The sequence below is a fragment of the Aquimarina sp. RZ0 genome, assembly GCF_008370685.1.
Lineage (GTDB): Bacteria > Bacteroidota > Bacteroidia > Flavobacteriales > Flavobacteriaceae > Aquimarina.
Genome location: NZ_VTZU01000024.1, coordinates 41,545 through 55,777, shown reverse-complemented (window position 1 = coordinate 55,777; position 14,233 = coordinate 41,545). Strand labels below are relative to the sequence as shown.

At 36.0% G+C, this 14,233-nt stretch carries 29 protein-coding genes; all 29 read right to left on the bottom strand.

Features of this window, described 5'->3' with window-relative positions:
• Window positions 1-64: 64 nt before the first annotated feature.
• The 29 genes from rplQ to rpsJ all read right to left on the bottom strand — a co-directional run bounded on the left by rplQ (window position 65) and on the right by rpsJ (window position 14,225).
• Window positions 65-544, bottom strand: a complete 480-nt coding sequence (gene rplQ / locus F0000_RS10915) for a 50S ribosomal protein L17 (protein ID WP_149624752.1) — start codon at window positions 542-544, stop codon at window positions 65-67.
• Window positions 545-604: 60 nt separating this feature from the next.
• Window positions 605-1,597 carry a DNA-directed RNA polymerase subunit alpha gene (locus tag F0000_RS10910; RefSeq protein WP_149624751.1) on the bottom strand — a complete coding sequence of 331 codons (993 nt, stop codon included), beginning with the start codon at window positions 1,595-1,597 and terminating at the stop codon, window positions 605-607.
• 24 nt (window positions 1,598-1,621) lie between these two features.
• On the bottom strand, window positions 1,622-2,227 hold the full coding sequence (rpsD, locus tag F0000_RS10905; RefSeq protein ID WP_149624750.1) for a 30S ribosomal protein S4: 606 nt from the start codon (window positions 2,225-2,227) through the stop codon (window positions 1,622-1,624).
• Window positions 2,228-2,365: 138 nt separating this feature from the next.
• Entirely contained in the window at window positions 2,366-2,749 is a 384-nt protein-coding gene (gene rpsK, locus F0000_RS10900) for a 30S ribosomal protein S11 (protein WP_091411316.1), read from the bottom strand.
• An 8-nt stretch (window positions 2,750-2,757) separates the two neighbouring features.
• The gene (gene rpsM, locus F0000_RS10895; RefSeq protein WP_149624749.1) at window positions 2,758-3,132 is read right to left on the bottom strand and encodes a 30S ribosomal protein S13; all 375 of its coding nucleotides are present in this window, start codon (window positions 3,130-3,132) and stop codon (window positions 2,758-2,760) included.
• A gap of 2 nt (window positions 3,133-3,134) precedes the next feature.
• On the bottom strand, window positions 3,135-3,251 hold the full coding sequence (ykgO, locus tag F0000_RS10890) for a type B 50S ribosomal protein L36 (protein WP_013621733.1): 117 nt from the start codon (window positions 3,249-3,251) through the stop codon (window positions 3,135-3,137).
• 114 nt (window positions 3,252-3,365) lie between these two features.
• A complete protein-coding gene (infA, locus tag F0000_RS10885) occupies window positions 3,366-3,581 on the bottom strand; it encodes a translation initiation factor IF-1 (protein ID WP_008613577.1) in 216 nt (71 codons plus the stop codon).
• Complete coding sequence (gene secY / locus F0000_RS10880) at window positions 3,581-4,918, bottom strand: preprotein translocase subunit SecY (protein ID WP_149624748.1); 1,338 nt, start codon at window positions 4,916-4,918, stop codon at window positions 3,581-3,583. Before secY ends, infA begins: the two co-directional genes overlap by 1 nt.
• Before the next feature lie 10 nt (window positions 4,919-4,928).
• Window positions 4,929-5,381 carry a 50S ribosomal protein L15 gene (rplO, locus tag F0000_RS10875; protein WP_149624747.1) on the bottom strand — a complete coding sequence of 151 codons (453 nt, stop codon included), beginning with the start codon at window positions 5,379-5,381 and terminating at the stop codon, window positions 4,929-4,931.
• Between the two features lie 9 nt (window positions 5,382-5,390).
• Window positions 5,391-5,570 carry a 50S ribosomal protein L30 gene (gene rpmD / locus F0000_RS10870; protein WP_149624746.1) on the bottom strand — a complete coding sequence of 60 codons (180 nt, stop codon included), beginning with the start codon at window positions 5,568-5,570 and terminating at the stop codon, window positions 5,391-5,393.
• Window positions 5,571-5,581: 11 nt separating this feature from the next.
• Entirely contained in the window at window positions 5,582-6,106 is a 525-nt protein-coding gene (rpsE, locus tag F0000_RS10865) for a 30S ribosomal protein S5 (RefSeq protein ID WP_149624745.1), read from the bottom strand.
• A gap of 6 nt (window positions 6,107-6,112) precedes the next feature.
• The gene (rplR, locus tag F0000_RS10860; RefSeq protein WP_149624744.1) at window positions 6,113-6,469 is read right to left on the bottom strand and encodes a 50S ribosomal protein L18; all 357 of its coding nucleotides are present in this window, start codon (window positions 6,467-6,469) and stop codon (window positions 6,113-6,115) included.
• 10 nt (window positions 6,470-6,479) lie between these two features.
• The gene (gene rplF, locus F0000_RS10855; protein ID WP_149624743.1) at window positions 6,480-7,022 is read right to left on the bottom strand and encodes a 50S ribosomal protein L6; all 543 of its coding nucleotides are present in this window, start codon (window positions 7,020-7,022) and stop codon (window positions 6,480-6,482) included.
• Between the two features lie 21 nt (window positions 7,023-7,043).
• Complete coding sequence (rpsH, locus tag F0000_RS10850) at window positions 7,044-7,442, bottom strand: 30S ribosomal protein S8 (protein WP_149624742.1); 399 nt, start codon at window positions 7,440-7,442, stop codon at window positions 7,044-7,046.
• 69 nt (window positions 7,443-7,511) lie between these two features.
• Window positions 7,512-7,781 carry a 30S ribosomal protein S14 gene (rpsN, locus tag F0000_RS10845; protein WP_149624741.1) on the bottom strand — a complete coding sequence of 90 codons (270 nt, stop codon included), beginning with the start codon at window positions 7,779-7,781 and terminating at the stop codon, window positions 7,512-7,514.
• Window positions 7,782-7,783: 2 nt separating this feature from the next.
• Window positions 7,784-8,335, bottom strand: coding sequence for a 50S ribosomal protein L5 (gene rplE / locus F0000_RS10840; protein WP_149624740.1), 552 nt, complete (start codon window positions 8,333-8,335; stop codon window positions 7,784-7,786).
• Window positions 8,336-8,337: 2 nt separating this feature from the next.
• Entirely contained in the window at window positions 8,338-8,649 is a 312-nt protein-coding gene (gene rplX, locus F0000_RS10835; protein WP_149624739.1) for a 50S ribosomal protein L24, read from the bottom strand.
• Window positions 8,650-8,663: 14 nt separating this feature from the next.
• Window positions 8,664-9,032 (bottom strand): 50S ribosomal protein L14, encoded by a 369-nt coding sequence (gene rplN, locus F0000_RS10830; RefSeq protein ID WP_027392543.1) that lies wholly within the window; start codon window positions 9,030-9,032, stop codon window positions 8,664-8,666.
• Between the two features lie 2 nt (window positions 9,033-9,034).
• A complete protein-coding gene (gene rpsQ / locus F0000_RS10825; RefSeq protein ID WP_027392544.1) occupies window positions 9,035-9,292 on the bottom strand; it encodes a 30S ribosomal protein S17 in 258 nt (85 codons plus the stop codon).
• Between the two features lie 12 nt (window positions 9,293-9,304).
• A complete protein-coding gene (gene rpmC, locus F0000_RS10820) occupies window positions 9,305-9,499 on the bottom strand; it encodes a 50S ribosomal protein L29 (RefSeq protein ID WP_149624738.1) in 195 nt (64 codons plus the stop codon).
• Between the two features lie 15 nt (window positions 9,500-9,514).
• Window positions 9,515-9,934, bottom strand: a complete 420-nt coding sequence (gene rplP / locus F0000_RS10815; RefSeq protein ID WP_149624737.1) for a 50S ribosomal protein L16 — start codon at window positions 9,932-9,934, stop codon at window positions 9,515-9,517.
• A 20-nt stretch (window positions 9,935-9,954) separates the two neighbouring features.
• Window positions 9,955-10,683, bottom strand: a complete 729-nt coding sequence (gene rpsC / locus F0000_RS10810; RefSeq protein WP_027392547.1) for a 30S ribosomal protein S3 — start codon at window positions 10,681-10,683, stop codon at window positions 9,955-9,957.
• Between the two features lie 9 nt (window positions 10,684-10,692).
• On the bottom strand, window positions 10,693-11,100 hold the full coding sequence (rplV, locus tag F0000_RS10805; protein WP_149624736.1) for a 50S ribosomal protein L22: 408 nt from the start codon (window positions 11,098-11,100) through the stop codon (window positions 10,693-10,695).
• 8 nt (window positions 11,101-11,108) lie between these two features.
• Window positions 11,109-11,387 (bottom strand): 30S ribosomal protein S19, encoded by a 279-nt coding sequence (rpsS, locus tag F0000_RS10800; protein WP_027392549.1) that lies wholly within the window; start codon window positions 11,385-11,387, stop codon window positions 11,109-11,111.
• Window positions 11,388-11,393: 6 nt separating this feature from the next.
• Window positions 11,394-12,218: a 50S ribosomal protein L2 gene (gene rplB, locus F0000_RS10795; RefSeq protein ID WP_149624735.1), complete on the bottom strand. Its 825-nt coding sequence runs from the start codon at window positions 12,216-12,218 to the stop codon at window positions 11,394-11,396.
• Window positions 12,219-12,227: 9 nt separating this feature from the next.
• Window positions 12,228-12,518, bottom strand: a complete 291-nt coding sequence (gene rplW, locus F0000_RS10790; protein ID WP_149624734.1) for a 50S ribosomal protein L23 — start codon at window positions 12,516-12,518, stop codon at window positions 12,228-12,230.
• A gap of 5 nt (window positions 12,519-12,523) precedes the next feature.
• The gene (rplD, locus tag F0000_RS10785; RefSeq protein WP_149624733.1) at window positions 12,524-13,153 is read right to left on the bottom strand and encodes a 50S ribosomal protein L4; all 630 of its coding nucleotides are present in this window, start codon (window positions 13,151-13,153) and stop codon (window positions 12,524-12,526) included.
• Window positions 13,153-13,770 carry a 50S ribosomal protein L3 gene (rplC, locus tag F0000_RS10780; RefSeq protein ID WP_149624732.1) on the bottom strand — a complete coding sequence of 206 codons (618 nt, stop codon included), beginning with the start codon at window positions 13,768-13,770 and terminating at the stop codon, window positions 13,153-13,155. Before rplC ends, rplD begins: the two co-directional genes overlap by 1 nt.
• Window positions 13,771-13,919: 149 nt before the next feature.
• Entirely contained in the window at window positions 13,920-14,225 is a 306-nt protein-coding gene (gene rpsJ / locus F0000_RS10775) for a 30S ribosomal protein S10 (protein WP_010181931.1), read from the bottom strand.
• Between the last annotated feature and the right edge of the window lie 8 nt (window positions 14,226-14,233).

Here is a 14,233-nt window from a genome sequence, read left to right as displayed (position 1 = left end):
AATAAAAAAGGGCAATCAATAAATTGATTGCCCTTTTTTATTTGTATTGTATTAAGAATAATATTTATTCTTCTTCTTCAGAACTAGCAGTTTTGGTAACTGGAGCTACCGGAGTAGCATCTGTTTTCTTTGTTCTACCTCTTCTTGTAGATTTCTTCTTAGTTGGCTTACCTGCATTATATAATTCATTGTAATCCACTAATTCGATCATTGCCATGTCAGCGTTATCACCTAAACGATTTCCAAGTTTTATAATTCTTGTATATCCTCCTGGTCTGTCTCCCACTTTGGCTGCTACATCTCTAAATAATTCTGCAACTGCATATTTATCACGCAATCTACTAAAAACGATACGACGGTTATGGGTAGTATCTTCTTTAGACTTTGTTACTAATGGCTCTATAAATTGCTTTAATGCTTTCGCTTTTGCAACTGTAGTATTTATTCGCTTATGTTCTATAAGAGAACAAGCCATATTCGCAAGCATTGCTTTACGATGTGCAGTTTTTCTTCCTAAGTGATTTATTTTTTTTCCGTGTCTCATGACATTTTAATTTAATCATCATCTTGCTTCAACTCATTATGAGGAGCAAAATATGATGTATTAGTCTTTATCTAATTTATACTTTGAAAGATCCATCCCAAAATTAAGCCCTTTTACATTCACTAGTTCTTCTAGCTCAGTCAAAGATTTCTTACCAAAGTTACGGAACTTCATTAAATCATTTTTATTGTAAGATACCAGGTCACCTAATGTATCTACTTCTGCCGCTTTTAAACAATTAAGTGCTCTTACAGAAAGATCCATATCGATTAACTTAGTTTTTAACAACTGTCTCATATGTAAAGATTCTTCATCATATGTTTCAGTTTGAGCAATTTCATCAGCTTCTAGTGTGATGCGCTCATCAGAGAATAGCATAAAGTGATGGATCAAGATTTTTGCCGCTTCTGTTAAGGCATCTTTAGGATGAATAGATCCATCAGATACAATTTCAAAAACCAACTTCTCATAATCCGTTTTCTGCTCTACACGATAATTCTCAATACTATATTTTACATTCTTAATTGGCGTATAAATAGAATCTGTAAAAATAGTCCCTATAGGAGCATTTGCCTTTTTATTTTCCTCAGCTGGCACATACCCTCTACCTTTTTCTATTGTAATTTCTAGATTAAGAGCTATTTTCTTATCCATATTACAAATAATCAAATCCGGATTAAGGACTTGAAAACCTGATATAAATTTCTGGAAATCACCAGCTGTCAATTGCTCTTGACCCGAAATTGAAATAGTAACTGACTCATTATCTATATCTTCTATCTGACGCTTAAAACGTACTTGTTTAAGATTCAGGATAATCTCAGTTACATCTTCTACAACTCCAGAAATAGTTGAAAATTCATGATCTACTCCTTCGATTCTTAAAGAAGTAATAGCGAATCCCTCCAAAGAAGATAGCAAAACTCTTCGCAAAGCGTTACCAACTGTCAATCCATACCCAGGTTCTAATGGTCTAAATTCAAATTTACCATCAAACTCACTAGAGTCGATCATGATAACTTTATCGGGCTTCTGAAAATTTAATATTGCCATATTACTGTTTCTTCTTAGAGTTAATTACTTCGAATATAATTCGACGATGAATTGTTCATTGATATTTTCCGGAATCTGTATTCTAGCCGGAACAGATACGAATGTACCTTGTTTAGTGTCATTATTAAAAGTAATCCACTCATATACTTTACTATTATTAGCAAGTGAATTCTGGATAACTTCTAATGATTTTGATTTTTCTCTAACTCCCACGACATCACCAGGTTTTAATTGATAAGAAGGAATATTTACCAATTCACCATTTACTGTAATATGTCTGTGCGAAACTAATTGTCTAGCACCTCTACGAGAGTTTGCCAATCCCATTCTGAATGCTACATTATCCAAACGAGACTCACATAATTGAAGTAATACTTCACCTGTAATTCCCTGAGATCTCGTAGCTTTTTCGAACATATTACGAAATTGACGTTCCAGAACACCATAGGTATATTTTGCTTTTTGCTTTTCCATCAACTGGATAGCATACTCACTTTTTTTACCTCTACGTCTATTATTTCCGTGTTGACCAGGAGGGTAATTTCTTTTATCGAAAGACTTATCGTCTCCGAATATCGCTTCTCCAAACTTACGAGCGATTTTAGTTTTTGGACCAGTATATCTTGCCATTATTATTAATTTAATTAATCAGAGGGGGTTATGAATTAAGGTCTCTTTCCTTCGATAATCCTGTATTCCTCTATGATACTTGTTTACTTTTTTAGATATCTTATAAAAAAGATCCCGAAACATTTCAGGAACTATTTATTATACTCTACGTCTCTTAGGAGGACGACATCCGTTATGCGGCATTGGAGTTACATCAATAATCTCTGATACCTCGATTCCAGAATTATGAAGAGAACGTATTGCTGATTCTCTACCATTTCCAGGACCTTTAACGTATACCTTTACTTTCTTCAGACCAGCTTCGATTGCAACTTTAGAAGCATCTTCTGCTGCTAATTGAGCAGCATATGGGGTATTTTTTTTGGATCCTCTAAATCCCATTTTACCAGCTGAAGACCAAGAAATAACGTCTCCTTTTTTATTAGTTAACGATACGATAATATTATTAAAAGAAGCAGTTACGTGCGCTTCTCCTACAGATTCAACAATTACCTTACGTTTTTTTGAAGTTGACTTTGCCATACTACTTATTATTTAGTTGCTTTTTTCTTGTTAGCAACTGTTTTTCTTCTTCCTTTACGAGTTCTAGAGTTATTCTTAGTACGTTGTCCTCTTAGTGGCAATCCAGCTCTATGACGTATACCTCTATAGCATCCTATATCCATAAGACGCTTAATATTCAACTGAACTTCAGAACGCAATTCTCCTTCTATAGTATAAGTCCCTACAGCTTCACGAATACGACCAATCTGATCATCATCCCAGTCAGACACTTTTGCATTCTCATCTACTTGAGCACCTGCTAAAATCTCTTTAGCTCTACTTCTACCAATTCCGAAGATATAGGTCAATGCTATAACTCCTCGCTTTTGTTTAGGTATATCTACCCCTGCAATTCTTGCCATAATTACCCTTGTCTTTGTTTAAATCTAGGATTCTTTTTATTAATCACGTAAAGTCGGCCTTTTCTACGCACAATCTTGCACTCGGCACTTCTCTTTTTTATTGATGCTCTAACTTTCATCTATTTGTTTTTTTACATCTAAAATTATGTTAAACATATCTTAGAAAATCAGTAACAAGATTTTCAGCCTGCAAAAATACAGAAAAAATCTTAATTAGCTAACATTATAATTTATTAGTATCTATATGTTATACGAGCCTTTGTTAAATCGTAAGGACTCATTTCTAATTTAACCTTGTCGCCTGGTAATAATTTAATATAGTGCATACGCATCTTTCCAGAGATGTGAGCCGTCACTACATGTCCATTTTCAAGTTCTACACGAAACATTGCATTAGATAATGCTTCGATAATGCTTCCATCTTGTTCTATTGCTGGTTGTTTTGCCATTATGCTACTGCTTTACGGTTTTTACCAGTTTTCATTAATCCATCATAATGCCTGTTTAGTAAATAAGAATTTACTTGCTGCATAGTATCGATAGCAACTCCTACCATAATAAGTAATGAGGTACCACCAAAAAACAATGCCCATCCTTGTTGAACCCCAAGAACTTTTACAGCTATTGCAGGAAAAACTGCTATTAACGCTAAAAATATAGATCCAGGTAGTGTAATTTGAGACATAATTTTATCCAGATACTCTGCGGTTTCACCACCAGGTCTAATCCCCGGAATAAAACCACCACTACGTTTTAGGTCATCTGCCATTTTATTGGTAGGAACCGTAATTGCCGTATAGAAATAAGTAAATACTATTATTAATAATGCGAATACTAGATTATACCAAAACCCAAAAATATCACTAAAGGCTGCCGCTATACCCTGAGAAGTTTCTGATTCTGAAAGACCAGCCACTGCCGCAGGAATAAACATGATTGCCTGCGCAAAGATAATTGGCATTACCCCAGAGGCATTTAATTTTAAAGGTATATACTGACGAGAACCGAAGACATTTTTTTCATATCCTCCCCCAGCTGTTCTTCTTGCATATTGCACTGGTATCTGACGTACTGCCATTACCAAAAGAACGGAGGCCAGAATGATGACAAACCAAATAACCAGTTCTATAAGAACCATAATTATATCTCCACCCTCTCCAGATGTTCTGGAAATAAAATTCTGTACAAATGATTGCGGCAATGTAGCAATAATACCCACCATAATTAATAATGAAATACCATTACCAATTCCTTTATCAGTAATCTTTTCTCCAAGCCACATTGCAAAAATACAACCTGTAGTCAATACGATTACAGAAGATACAACAAAAACCGTTTGATTTTCTAGCACAAAAGCTGCCGGTGGGAGTGTTGCAAACAAATTATAAATATAACCTGGTCCCTGAACCAAAGTAATAGCGATGGTTAACCAACGCGTAATTTGATTAATTTTCTTTCGCCCACTTTCTCCTTCTTTCTGTAATTTCTGAAGATACGGAATTGCAATCCCCATTAGCTGTACAACAATCGAAGCTGATATATAAGGCATAATACCTAAAGCAAATACAGAAGCATTTGCAAATGCCCCTCCCGTAAATGCATTGAGCAGTCCTAACAGACCATCTTGAGTTTGAGTACCCAAATTTGCTAATTCTGCCGCGTCAACACCAGGAAGTACTATTTGTGCCCCAAAACGATATACTAAAAGTAACCCTAGCGTAACTAAGATTCTATTTTTTAGTTCTTCGATCTTCCAAATGTTTTTTATTGTATCAATAAGTTTCATGAGTTATGTATTATAAGGTTACTGCTTCACCACCTGCTGCTTCAATAGCAGCTTTGGCTGTAGCTGTAAATTTGTGAGCTGATACTTTTAATTTTGCCTTCAACTCACCTCTACCCAGTATCTTAACTAAATCATTTTTTCCTGCAAGACGTGTAGCTAAAATCACGTCAAAATCAACAGTATCAGTTATTTTACCAGCATCTACTAACTTCTGCAGTGTATCAAGGTTAATTCCTTGATATTCTTTTCTGTTAATATTTGTAAAACCAAATTTAGGCACACGTCTTTGAAGTGGCATTTGCCCACCTTCAAAACCAATTTTTCTAGAATAACCAGAACGTGATTTTGCACCTTTATGACCACGAGCAGCTGTTCCTCCTTTACCAGAACCTTGTCCGCGACCTAAGCGTTTACTGTTATTTTTTACTGAACCTGCAGCAGGTTTTAAGTTACTTAAATCCATTTGCTTATATTATTTTGTTTCTACAGAAACTAAATGTTTAACTTTATTTACCATCCCAAGGATATTAGGAGTGTCGTCATGCTCTACAACCTGACCGATCTTTTTAAGACCTAAAGCCTCCAGAGTTCTTTTTTGTCTCTGTGTACGATTAATAGCGCTTTTTACTTTCTTAACTCTAATCTTTGCCATCTTCCTTAAATTTATCCTTTAAACACTTTCTCAAGTGAAACCCCTCGTTGTTTTGCTACTTGCTGCGCACTACGCATTTGCAATAAGGCATCAAACGTTGCTTTCACCACATTATGTGGATTAGACGATCCTTGATTCTTAGAAAGTACATCATGTACACCAACAGCTTCCAGTACTGCACGAATTGCTCCACCTGCAATTACCCCGGTACCTGTTGCAGCAGGCATAAGTAAAACTCTTGCCCCTCCATATTTACCCTTTTGTTCATGAGGTAATGTACCTTTATGTAATGGTATTCTAACTAAATTCTTTTTAGCATCTTCTACCGCTTTTGCAATAGCCTCTGCTACTTCTTTGGATTTACCTAAACCGTGACCTACAACGCCATTTTCATCTCCCACAACTACGATTGCAGAAAATCCAAAGGCTCTACCTCCTTTAGTAACTTTTGTTACACGTTGTACTCCAACTAAGCGATCTTTTAATTCAAGTCCACTTGGTTTTACTAATTCTGCGTTTTTATATTTTTGATACATAATTTCTTAGAATTTTAGTCCTCCTTCTCTAGCTCCTTCAGCTAATGATTTTACTCTACCATGATATAAGTATCCACCTCTATCAAATGATACAGTTTCTACACCAGCCTTCATTGCTTTTTCCGCAAGGGACTTCCCAACCAAGTTTGCTTTTTCTTCTTTATTTCCTGATATTGATACAATGTCTTTATCTCTTGATGAAGCCGCACTGATAGTTTTACCAGTTACATCATCTATAATTTGAGCATAAATTTCCTTATTACTTCTAAAAACAGATAATCTAGGACGTTGTTCTGTTCCGCTAACTGTTCCGCGGATTCGCTTTCTGATCTTTAATCTTCTTAAATCTTTTGAGAATGCCATAACTTAATTATTATGCAGACTTACCTGCTTTTCTTCTTAATTCTTCTCCTACAAATTTAACTCCTTTTCCTTTATAAGGCTCTGGTTTGCGGAATCCTCTGATTTTTGCAGCTACCTGACCAACCAATTGTTTATCGTGAGAAGTTAATTTAACGATTGGATTCTTACCTTTCTCTGAAATAGTCTCTATTTTTACCTCTGGAGCTACATTTAGCACGATATTATGAGAGAAACCTAAGGCCAAATCTAATTTCTGACCTTGATTAGAAGCTCTGTAACCAACTCCAACCAATTCTAGTTCCTTGGTCCAACCATTAGATACACCTTTGATCATATTATTAATCAGAGATCTGTATAATCCATGCTTTGCTTTATGATCTTTAGACTCTGTAGGTCGAGTAAGCGTAACCTGACCTTCTTCGACTTTTATATCGATACTATCAATTTCTTGAGAAAGTTCTCCTAATTTTCCTTTAACAGTAACAACATTACCTACCACCTCTACGGTGACACCAGACGGAATAGTTACTGGATTTTTTCCTATTCTTGACATTTCTTATTGTCTTTTATACTGTTAGTATACGTAACAAAGTAATTCACCTCCTACATTCTCCTGTCTTGCCTGCTTACCAGTCATTACCCCATGAGAAGTAGAAATGATAGCTATTCCCAATCCATTAAGAATTCTAGGAACTTCACTAGATCCTGCATACTTACGCAAACCAGGCTTACTGATTCTTTGTAATTCTTTTATAACAGGCTCTTTAGTTAGCTTATCATATTTAAGAGCGATCTTAATGCTACCCTGTGTTGTATTATCTTCAAATTTATAACTTAAAATATACCCTTGATCGAATAATATTTTAGTGATCTCCTTTTTAACCTTAGATGCAGGAATCTCAACCACTCTATGTTGAGCATTATTTGCATTACGAATTCTGGTTAAATAATCTGCTATAGGATCTGTATTCATTGTTTATACTTTATGGTATTGGTTTTCGAATTTACTATCGAACCTTACACCAATTAATTTACTTTATTATTACCAACTAGCTTTAGTAACTCCGGGTATTAACCCTTGGTTAGCCATTTCTCTAAAGGTAACACGAGAAATCCCAAATTGACGCATATATCCTTTTGGTCTACCGGTTAACTTACAACGATTATGTTTGCGTATCGGAGAAGCATTTTTAGGCAACTTCTGTAATGCTTCATAATCTCCAGCTTCTTTTAAAGCTTTACGTTTTTCAGCATATTTAGCTACAATCTTTGCTCTCTTCACCTCACGGGCTTTCATTGATTCTTTAGCCATAATTAATTCTTTTTAAAAGGTAATCCTAGTTCGGTTAACAATGATTTTGCTTCTTTATCAGTTTTAGCAGATGTTTCAAAAGTAATATTCATTCCTGAAATTTTATTTACTTTATCAATATCTATTTCCGGAAAGATAATTTGTTCTGTAATACCTAACGAATAATTACCTCTACCATCAAAACCTGTAGCATTGATTCCATTAAAATCTCGTACACGAGGTAAAGCTGAAGTAATTAAGCGATCTAAAAACTCATACATTCGCTCACCTCTTAGCGTAACCTTGGCACCAATTGGCATTCCTTTACGCAATTTAAAAGTAGCAACATCTTTCTTAGAAATCGTAGATATAGCTTTCTGACCTGTAATCATAGTTAACTCGTCTACAGCATAATCGATTAATTTTTTATCTGCTACAGCAGCTCCTACTCCTCTACTCAAAACAATTTTTTTAAGTTTTGGAACCTGCATCACGTTATTATAACTGAATTCTTCTGTAAGAGCTGACACTACTTTGCCATTATACTCTTGTTTTAGTCTTGGGATATAAGCCATAACTATATTACTTCATTAGATTTTTTAGAAAATCTCACTTTCTTATCTCCTTCTACTCTATACCCTACTCTTGTCGCTTCTCCATTAGAAGTTAATAGCGATAAATTCGAAATATGAATAGCTGCTTCTTGCTTTACAATCCCACCTTGTGGATTAGCTGCACTAGGCTTCTGGTGCTTAGACACTAAGTTAACACCTTCTACAATTGCCTTGTTTTTATCTATCAATACTTTCTGTACTTTACCTTCCTGACCTTTGTTGTCTCCAGCTATTACACGAACTGTATCTCCTGATTTAATTTTAAGCTTTGTCATTTTGCTATCTTAAATTAAAGCACTTCTGGCGCTAGTGAAACAATCTTCATGAACTGCTTATCACGAAGTTCTCTTGCTACAGGACCAAACACACGCGTTCCTCTCATTTCTCCTGCGGGGTTCAATAGAACACATGCATTATCATCGAAACGAATATAAGAACCATCTGGTCTGCGCACTTCTTTTTTGGTACGAACTACAACTGCAGTAGAAACCGCTCCTTTTTTAATGTTTCCATTAGGAGTTGCTTCTTTAACACTGACAACGATCTTGTCTCCTACAGAGGCGTATCTTCTTTTTGTACCACCTAAAACACGGATAACTAAAACTTCTTTACCACCTGTGTTGTCTGCTACTTTTAATCTAGACTCTTGTTGTACCATAATTACTTCGCTCTTTCAATTACTTCTACTAATCTCCAGCATTTGGTTCTACTCATAGGTCTTGTTTCCATGATCTTTACGGTATCACCAATATTGCAGTCATTTTTCTCGTCGTGTGCTACGTACTTTTTAGTCTTCAACACGAACTTTCCGTACATTGGATGTTTTACTTTCTTAACTTCAGCAACCACAATGGATTTCTGCATTTTATTACTTGTAACTACTCCTATACGCTCTTTTCTTAAGTTTCTTTTTTCCATCTTTCAGCAGAATTAACCGTTTAATTCTCTTTTAGTCAACTCAGTAGCTATTCTAGCAATAGATCTTCTTACTTTACGTAACTGTAAAGGATTCTCTAATGGAGACATAGTATGAGCCATTTTTAATTCTGAATATTCTTTTCTAGATTTACCAAGTTCTTCTTGTAATTCAGCTGTAGACGATTCTTTTACTTGTGATTGTTTCATAGTCTCTTTTGAATTTTAACCTTGATAGGTTCTTGATACAATAAACTTAGTTTTTACAGGAAGTTTCTGAGCTGCAAGACGTAATGCCTCTTTTGCTACATCAAGTGGCACACCACTGATTTCAAATAATATTCTTCCTGGTTTTACGACTGCTGCCCAATATTCTACAGCACCTTTTCCTTTACCCATACGTACTTCAAGAGGCTTCTTTGTAATCGGCTTGTCTGGGAAAATTTTAATCCACAGAGATCCTTCTCTTTTCATATAACGTGTAGCAGAAATACGTGCTGCTTCTATCTGTCTAGCAGTAACAAAACTTGAATCCAATGATTTAATTCCGAAACTTCCGTTTGAAAGCTGATTTCCTCTTTGGGAAAGACCTTTCATACGTCCTTTTTGTTGTTTACGGAATTTTGTTCTTTTAGGCTGTAACATTGTTAATTTACTTTAAAAAATTACTTTCTACGACGTGATTTATTATTACCACCTCGTCCGGCTCCTCTATCGCCACCTTTTCCTTGTTTCTTAGAAAGACCAACTAAAGGAGAAAGTTCTCTCTTACCATATACTTCGCCTTTCATAATCCATACTTTAACACCTAATCTACCATAAGTAGTATGTGCCTCAACTAAAGCATAATCTATGTCAGCTCTAAATGTTGACAAAGGAATACGACCATCTTTATAAGACTCTGAACGTGCCATTTCTGCTCCATTCAAACGTCCTGAAATCTGAATTTTAATACCTTCTGCATTCATTCTCATTGCAGCCGCAATAGCCATCTTGATTGCTCGACGGTAAGAGATACGACTCTCTATCTGTCTGGCAACACTAGACCCAACTAAAAACGCATCAAGCTCTGGTCTTTTGATTTCAAAGATATTGATCTGAACTTCCTTATCTGTAATTTTCTTAAGCTCTTCTTTTAACTTGTCTACCTCCTGACCACCTTTTCCGATAATGATACCAGGTCTGGCGGTGGTGATAGTAACGGTTACAAGTTTAAGCGTACGCTCAATAATTACTCTAGATACACTAGCTTTTGATAAACGTGCGTGTACATACTTTCTAATCTTATCGTCTTCGGCAAGTTTATCACCGTAGTCATTACCTCCATACCAGTTGGATTCCCATCCTCTAATGATACCTAGGCGATTTCCGATTGGATTTGTCTTCTGTCCCATACTATTTATTTAGCTTTGTGTATTATTTTTTGCTGCAACCACGATTGTCACGTGGTTAGAGCGTTTTCTTATTCTGTGCGCGCGACCCTGTGGAGCAGGACGAAGTCTTTTTAACATACTTCCTCCATCTACACGGATCTCTTTAACAAAAAGATCTGCATCTTCGATGCTAGCGTCTTCATTTTTTGACTGCCAATTAGTTATTGCAGAAAGCAATAATTTTTCTAAACGACGTGATGCTTCTTTAGGATTAAATCTAAGAATATGAAGCGCTTTCTCAACTTTCTCTCCACGTACTAAATCCGCTACTAAACGCATTTTTCGAGGTGAGGTAGGACAGTTATTAAGCTTAGCAAAAGCAATTTGCTTTTTTTCCTCCTTAATCCTATCTGCCATTTCTCTTTTACGAACTCCCATAGCCTAAATTATTTTTTACCTTTATTTTTAGCACCAGCGTGCCCTCTAAAAGAACGTGTTGGCGAAAACTCTCCTAATTTATGACCCACCATATTCTCTGTAATATATACAGGAACAAATTGTCGACCATTATGTACTGCTATTGTTTGCCCAACAAAATCAGGTGATATCATTGATGCTCTTGACCAAGTTTTTATCACAGTCTTTTTATTAGCTTCTACATTAGCAGCTACTTTCTTCTCTAATTTATAGTGAATGTAAGGTCCTTTTTTTAATGAACGTGCCATATCTTATTATTTCTTTCTACGTTCTACAATATACTTATTACTCGCTTTCGTTTTAGAACGGGTTCTGTATCCTTTTGCAGGAAGCCCTTTTCTAGAACGTGGATGACCTCCAGAAGAACGTCCTTCTCCACCACCCATCGGGTGATCTACTGGATTCATTACAACTGGACGTGTACGTGGACGACGACCTAACCAACGTGTTCTACCTGCTTTACCACCAACAATTAACTGATGATCACTATTAGAAACTGCTCCAATAGTCGCGACACAATTAGCCAAGATCAATCTTACTTCACCAGAAGGTAATTTTACCGTAGCAAACTTACCATCTCTAGCCATCAATTGAGCAAACGATCCAGCACTTCGAGCCATTACAGCTCCCTGACCTGGTCGCAGTTCTATACAAGAAATGATTGTACCTAAAGGGATATCACTAAGTGGCATTGCATTACCGATTTCTGGAGCAACATTAGTTCCAGAAACGATATTCTGACCCACTTGCAGACCATTTTGAGCGATAACATAACGTTTCTCACCATCCTGGTAGTTAAGAAGTGCTATAAAAGCAGTTCTGTTTGGATCGTATTCTATTGTTGCAACAGTAGCAGGGACTCCCTGTTTGTCACGTTTAAAATCAATAATACGATACCTTTTTTTATGACCACCACCTTTGTAGCGCATGGTCATTTTTCCTTGATTGTTTCTACCTCCAGATCTTTTTTTCGGAGTCAATAAACTCTTCTCCGGCTTATCAGTAGTAATGGCATCAAACCCATTAACTACTCTAAAACGCTGACCTGGGGTAATTGGTTTCAATTTTCTTACTGACATTTTTTAGTCTTAAAGATTACTATATAAATCAATTACATCACCTTCCGCCACCTGTACAATAGCTTTTTTAATCGCTTTTGTTTTACCAGTAACCATACCTGTTTTTGTATAACGAGTGGTACGATCCGGGCGGACATTAATAGTACGAACCTTAGTAACAGAAACTCCATAAGCAGCCTCGACTGCTTTCTTGATCTCTACCTTATTCGCTTTTTTATCAACTACAAAACCATAGCGATTATATACTTCACTATCAGCAGTAGCCTTTTCCGTAATAATAGGTTTTATTAAGATACTCATGGCTTCTATTTACTTAAATTCGTTTCAATTCCTTTCAAAGAACCTTCTAAAAGCACAACATTACTAGCATTAAGTATTTTATAAGTACTTAATTCTGAGTAAGTTATAACTTCAGATCTTTTTAAATTGCGTGACGACAAATATACATTTTTATTTGACTCTCCCAACACAAACAAAGATTTTTTATTTTCAAGCCCTAATGACTTTAATACTGACGTAAAATTCTTTGTTTTAATTGTGTCAAAAGTGAAGTCTTCTACAACTGTTATCGCTTTATCACCAGCTTTAATACTCAATGCTGATCTTCGAGCCAATCTTTTTAAGTTTTTATTCAACTTAAAAGAGTAGTTACGAGGTCTTGGACCAAAAATTCTACCCCCACCTCTAAACACAGGAGACTTAATACTACCTGCTCTCGCAGTACCGGTTCCTTTTTGTTTCTTTATTTTTCTGGTACTACCAACAATCTCAGCACGCTCCTTAGCTTTATGAGTTCCCTGGCGTTGATTAGCCAAGTACTGCTTTACATCTAAGTACACAGCGTGATCATTTGGTTCTATACCAAAAACAGCGTCAGAAAGGTCTGCCTTTCTTCCTGTTTCTTTTCCGTTGATATCAATTACTGCTACCTTCATTACTTCTGTATCGTTACGTAAGCATTTTTATGTCCAGGAACACATCCTTTCACAACAAGTAGGTTTTTTTCTGCAACTACTTTTAACACTCTTAAGTTTTGAACTTTTACTTTATCGCCACCCATTCTTCCGGCCATGCGCATTCCTTTAAATACTCTTGCAGGATATGACGCAGCTCCAATAGAACCCGGGGCTCTTAAACGGTTATGCTGACCGTGCGTTGCCTGACCAACACCACCGAAACCATGTCGTTTTACAACACCCTGAAATCCTTTACCTTTAGAAGTTCCAGATATATCAACAAACTCTCCTTCTGCAAAATACTCTACTGTGATTGCATCTCCTAATTTGTACTCCTCATCAAAACCTTGAAATTCAACAACTTCGCGCTTAGCAACAGTTCCTGCTTTTTTAAAGTGACCTAAAGCCGCTTTTGTAGCATTTTTGTCTGCTTTGTCATCGAAACCTAGCTGAATAGCTTCATAACCATCAACCTCTTTAGTTCTGACTTGGGTAACCACGCATGGTCCAGCTTCGATCACCGTACATGGAATATTTTTTCCATTTTCGTCGAAGATGCTGGTCATACCGATCTTTTTTCCTATTAACCCAGACATATTTATTAATTATTAATTAGTATTCTATTTTAGTTATTTTGTAAAAAAACAGGGTCAAAATAATTCAACCCTGAATTTATTTTTTGCCGTTTTTCCCTCGCACGCAGCTCGGGACATTTATCGTAAGGTTTTCTTACTTAGAAATTTTATCAAACTTTGATTTCAACCTCTACTCCACTCGGTAATTCAAGCTTCATTAACGCATCAATGGTTTTTGAAGACGAACTATAAATATCCAAAAGCCTTTTATAAGAACTTAATTGAAATTGCTCTCTAGATTTCTTATTAACGTGTGGAGAACGCAATACTGTGAAAATCTTTTTATGTGTTGGCAAAGGAATCGGTCCTGTAACCACAGCTCCTGTGCTCTTTACGGTCTTTACAATTTTTTCAGCAGATTTATCTACCAAATTATGATCGTAAGATTTTAGTTTTATTCTAATTTTTTGACTCATTTCTGTAA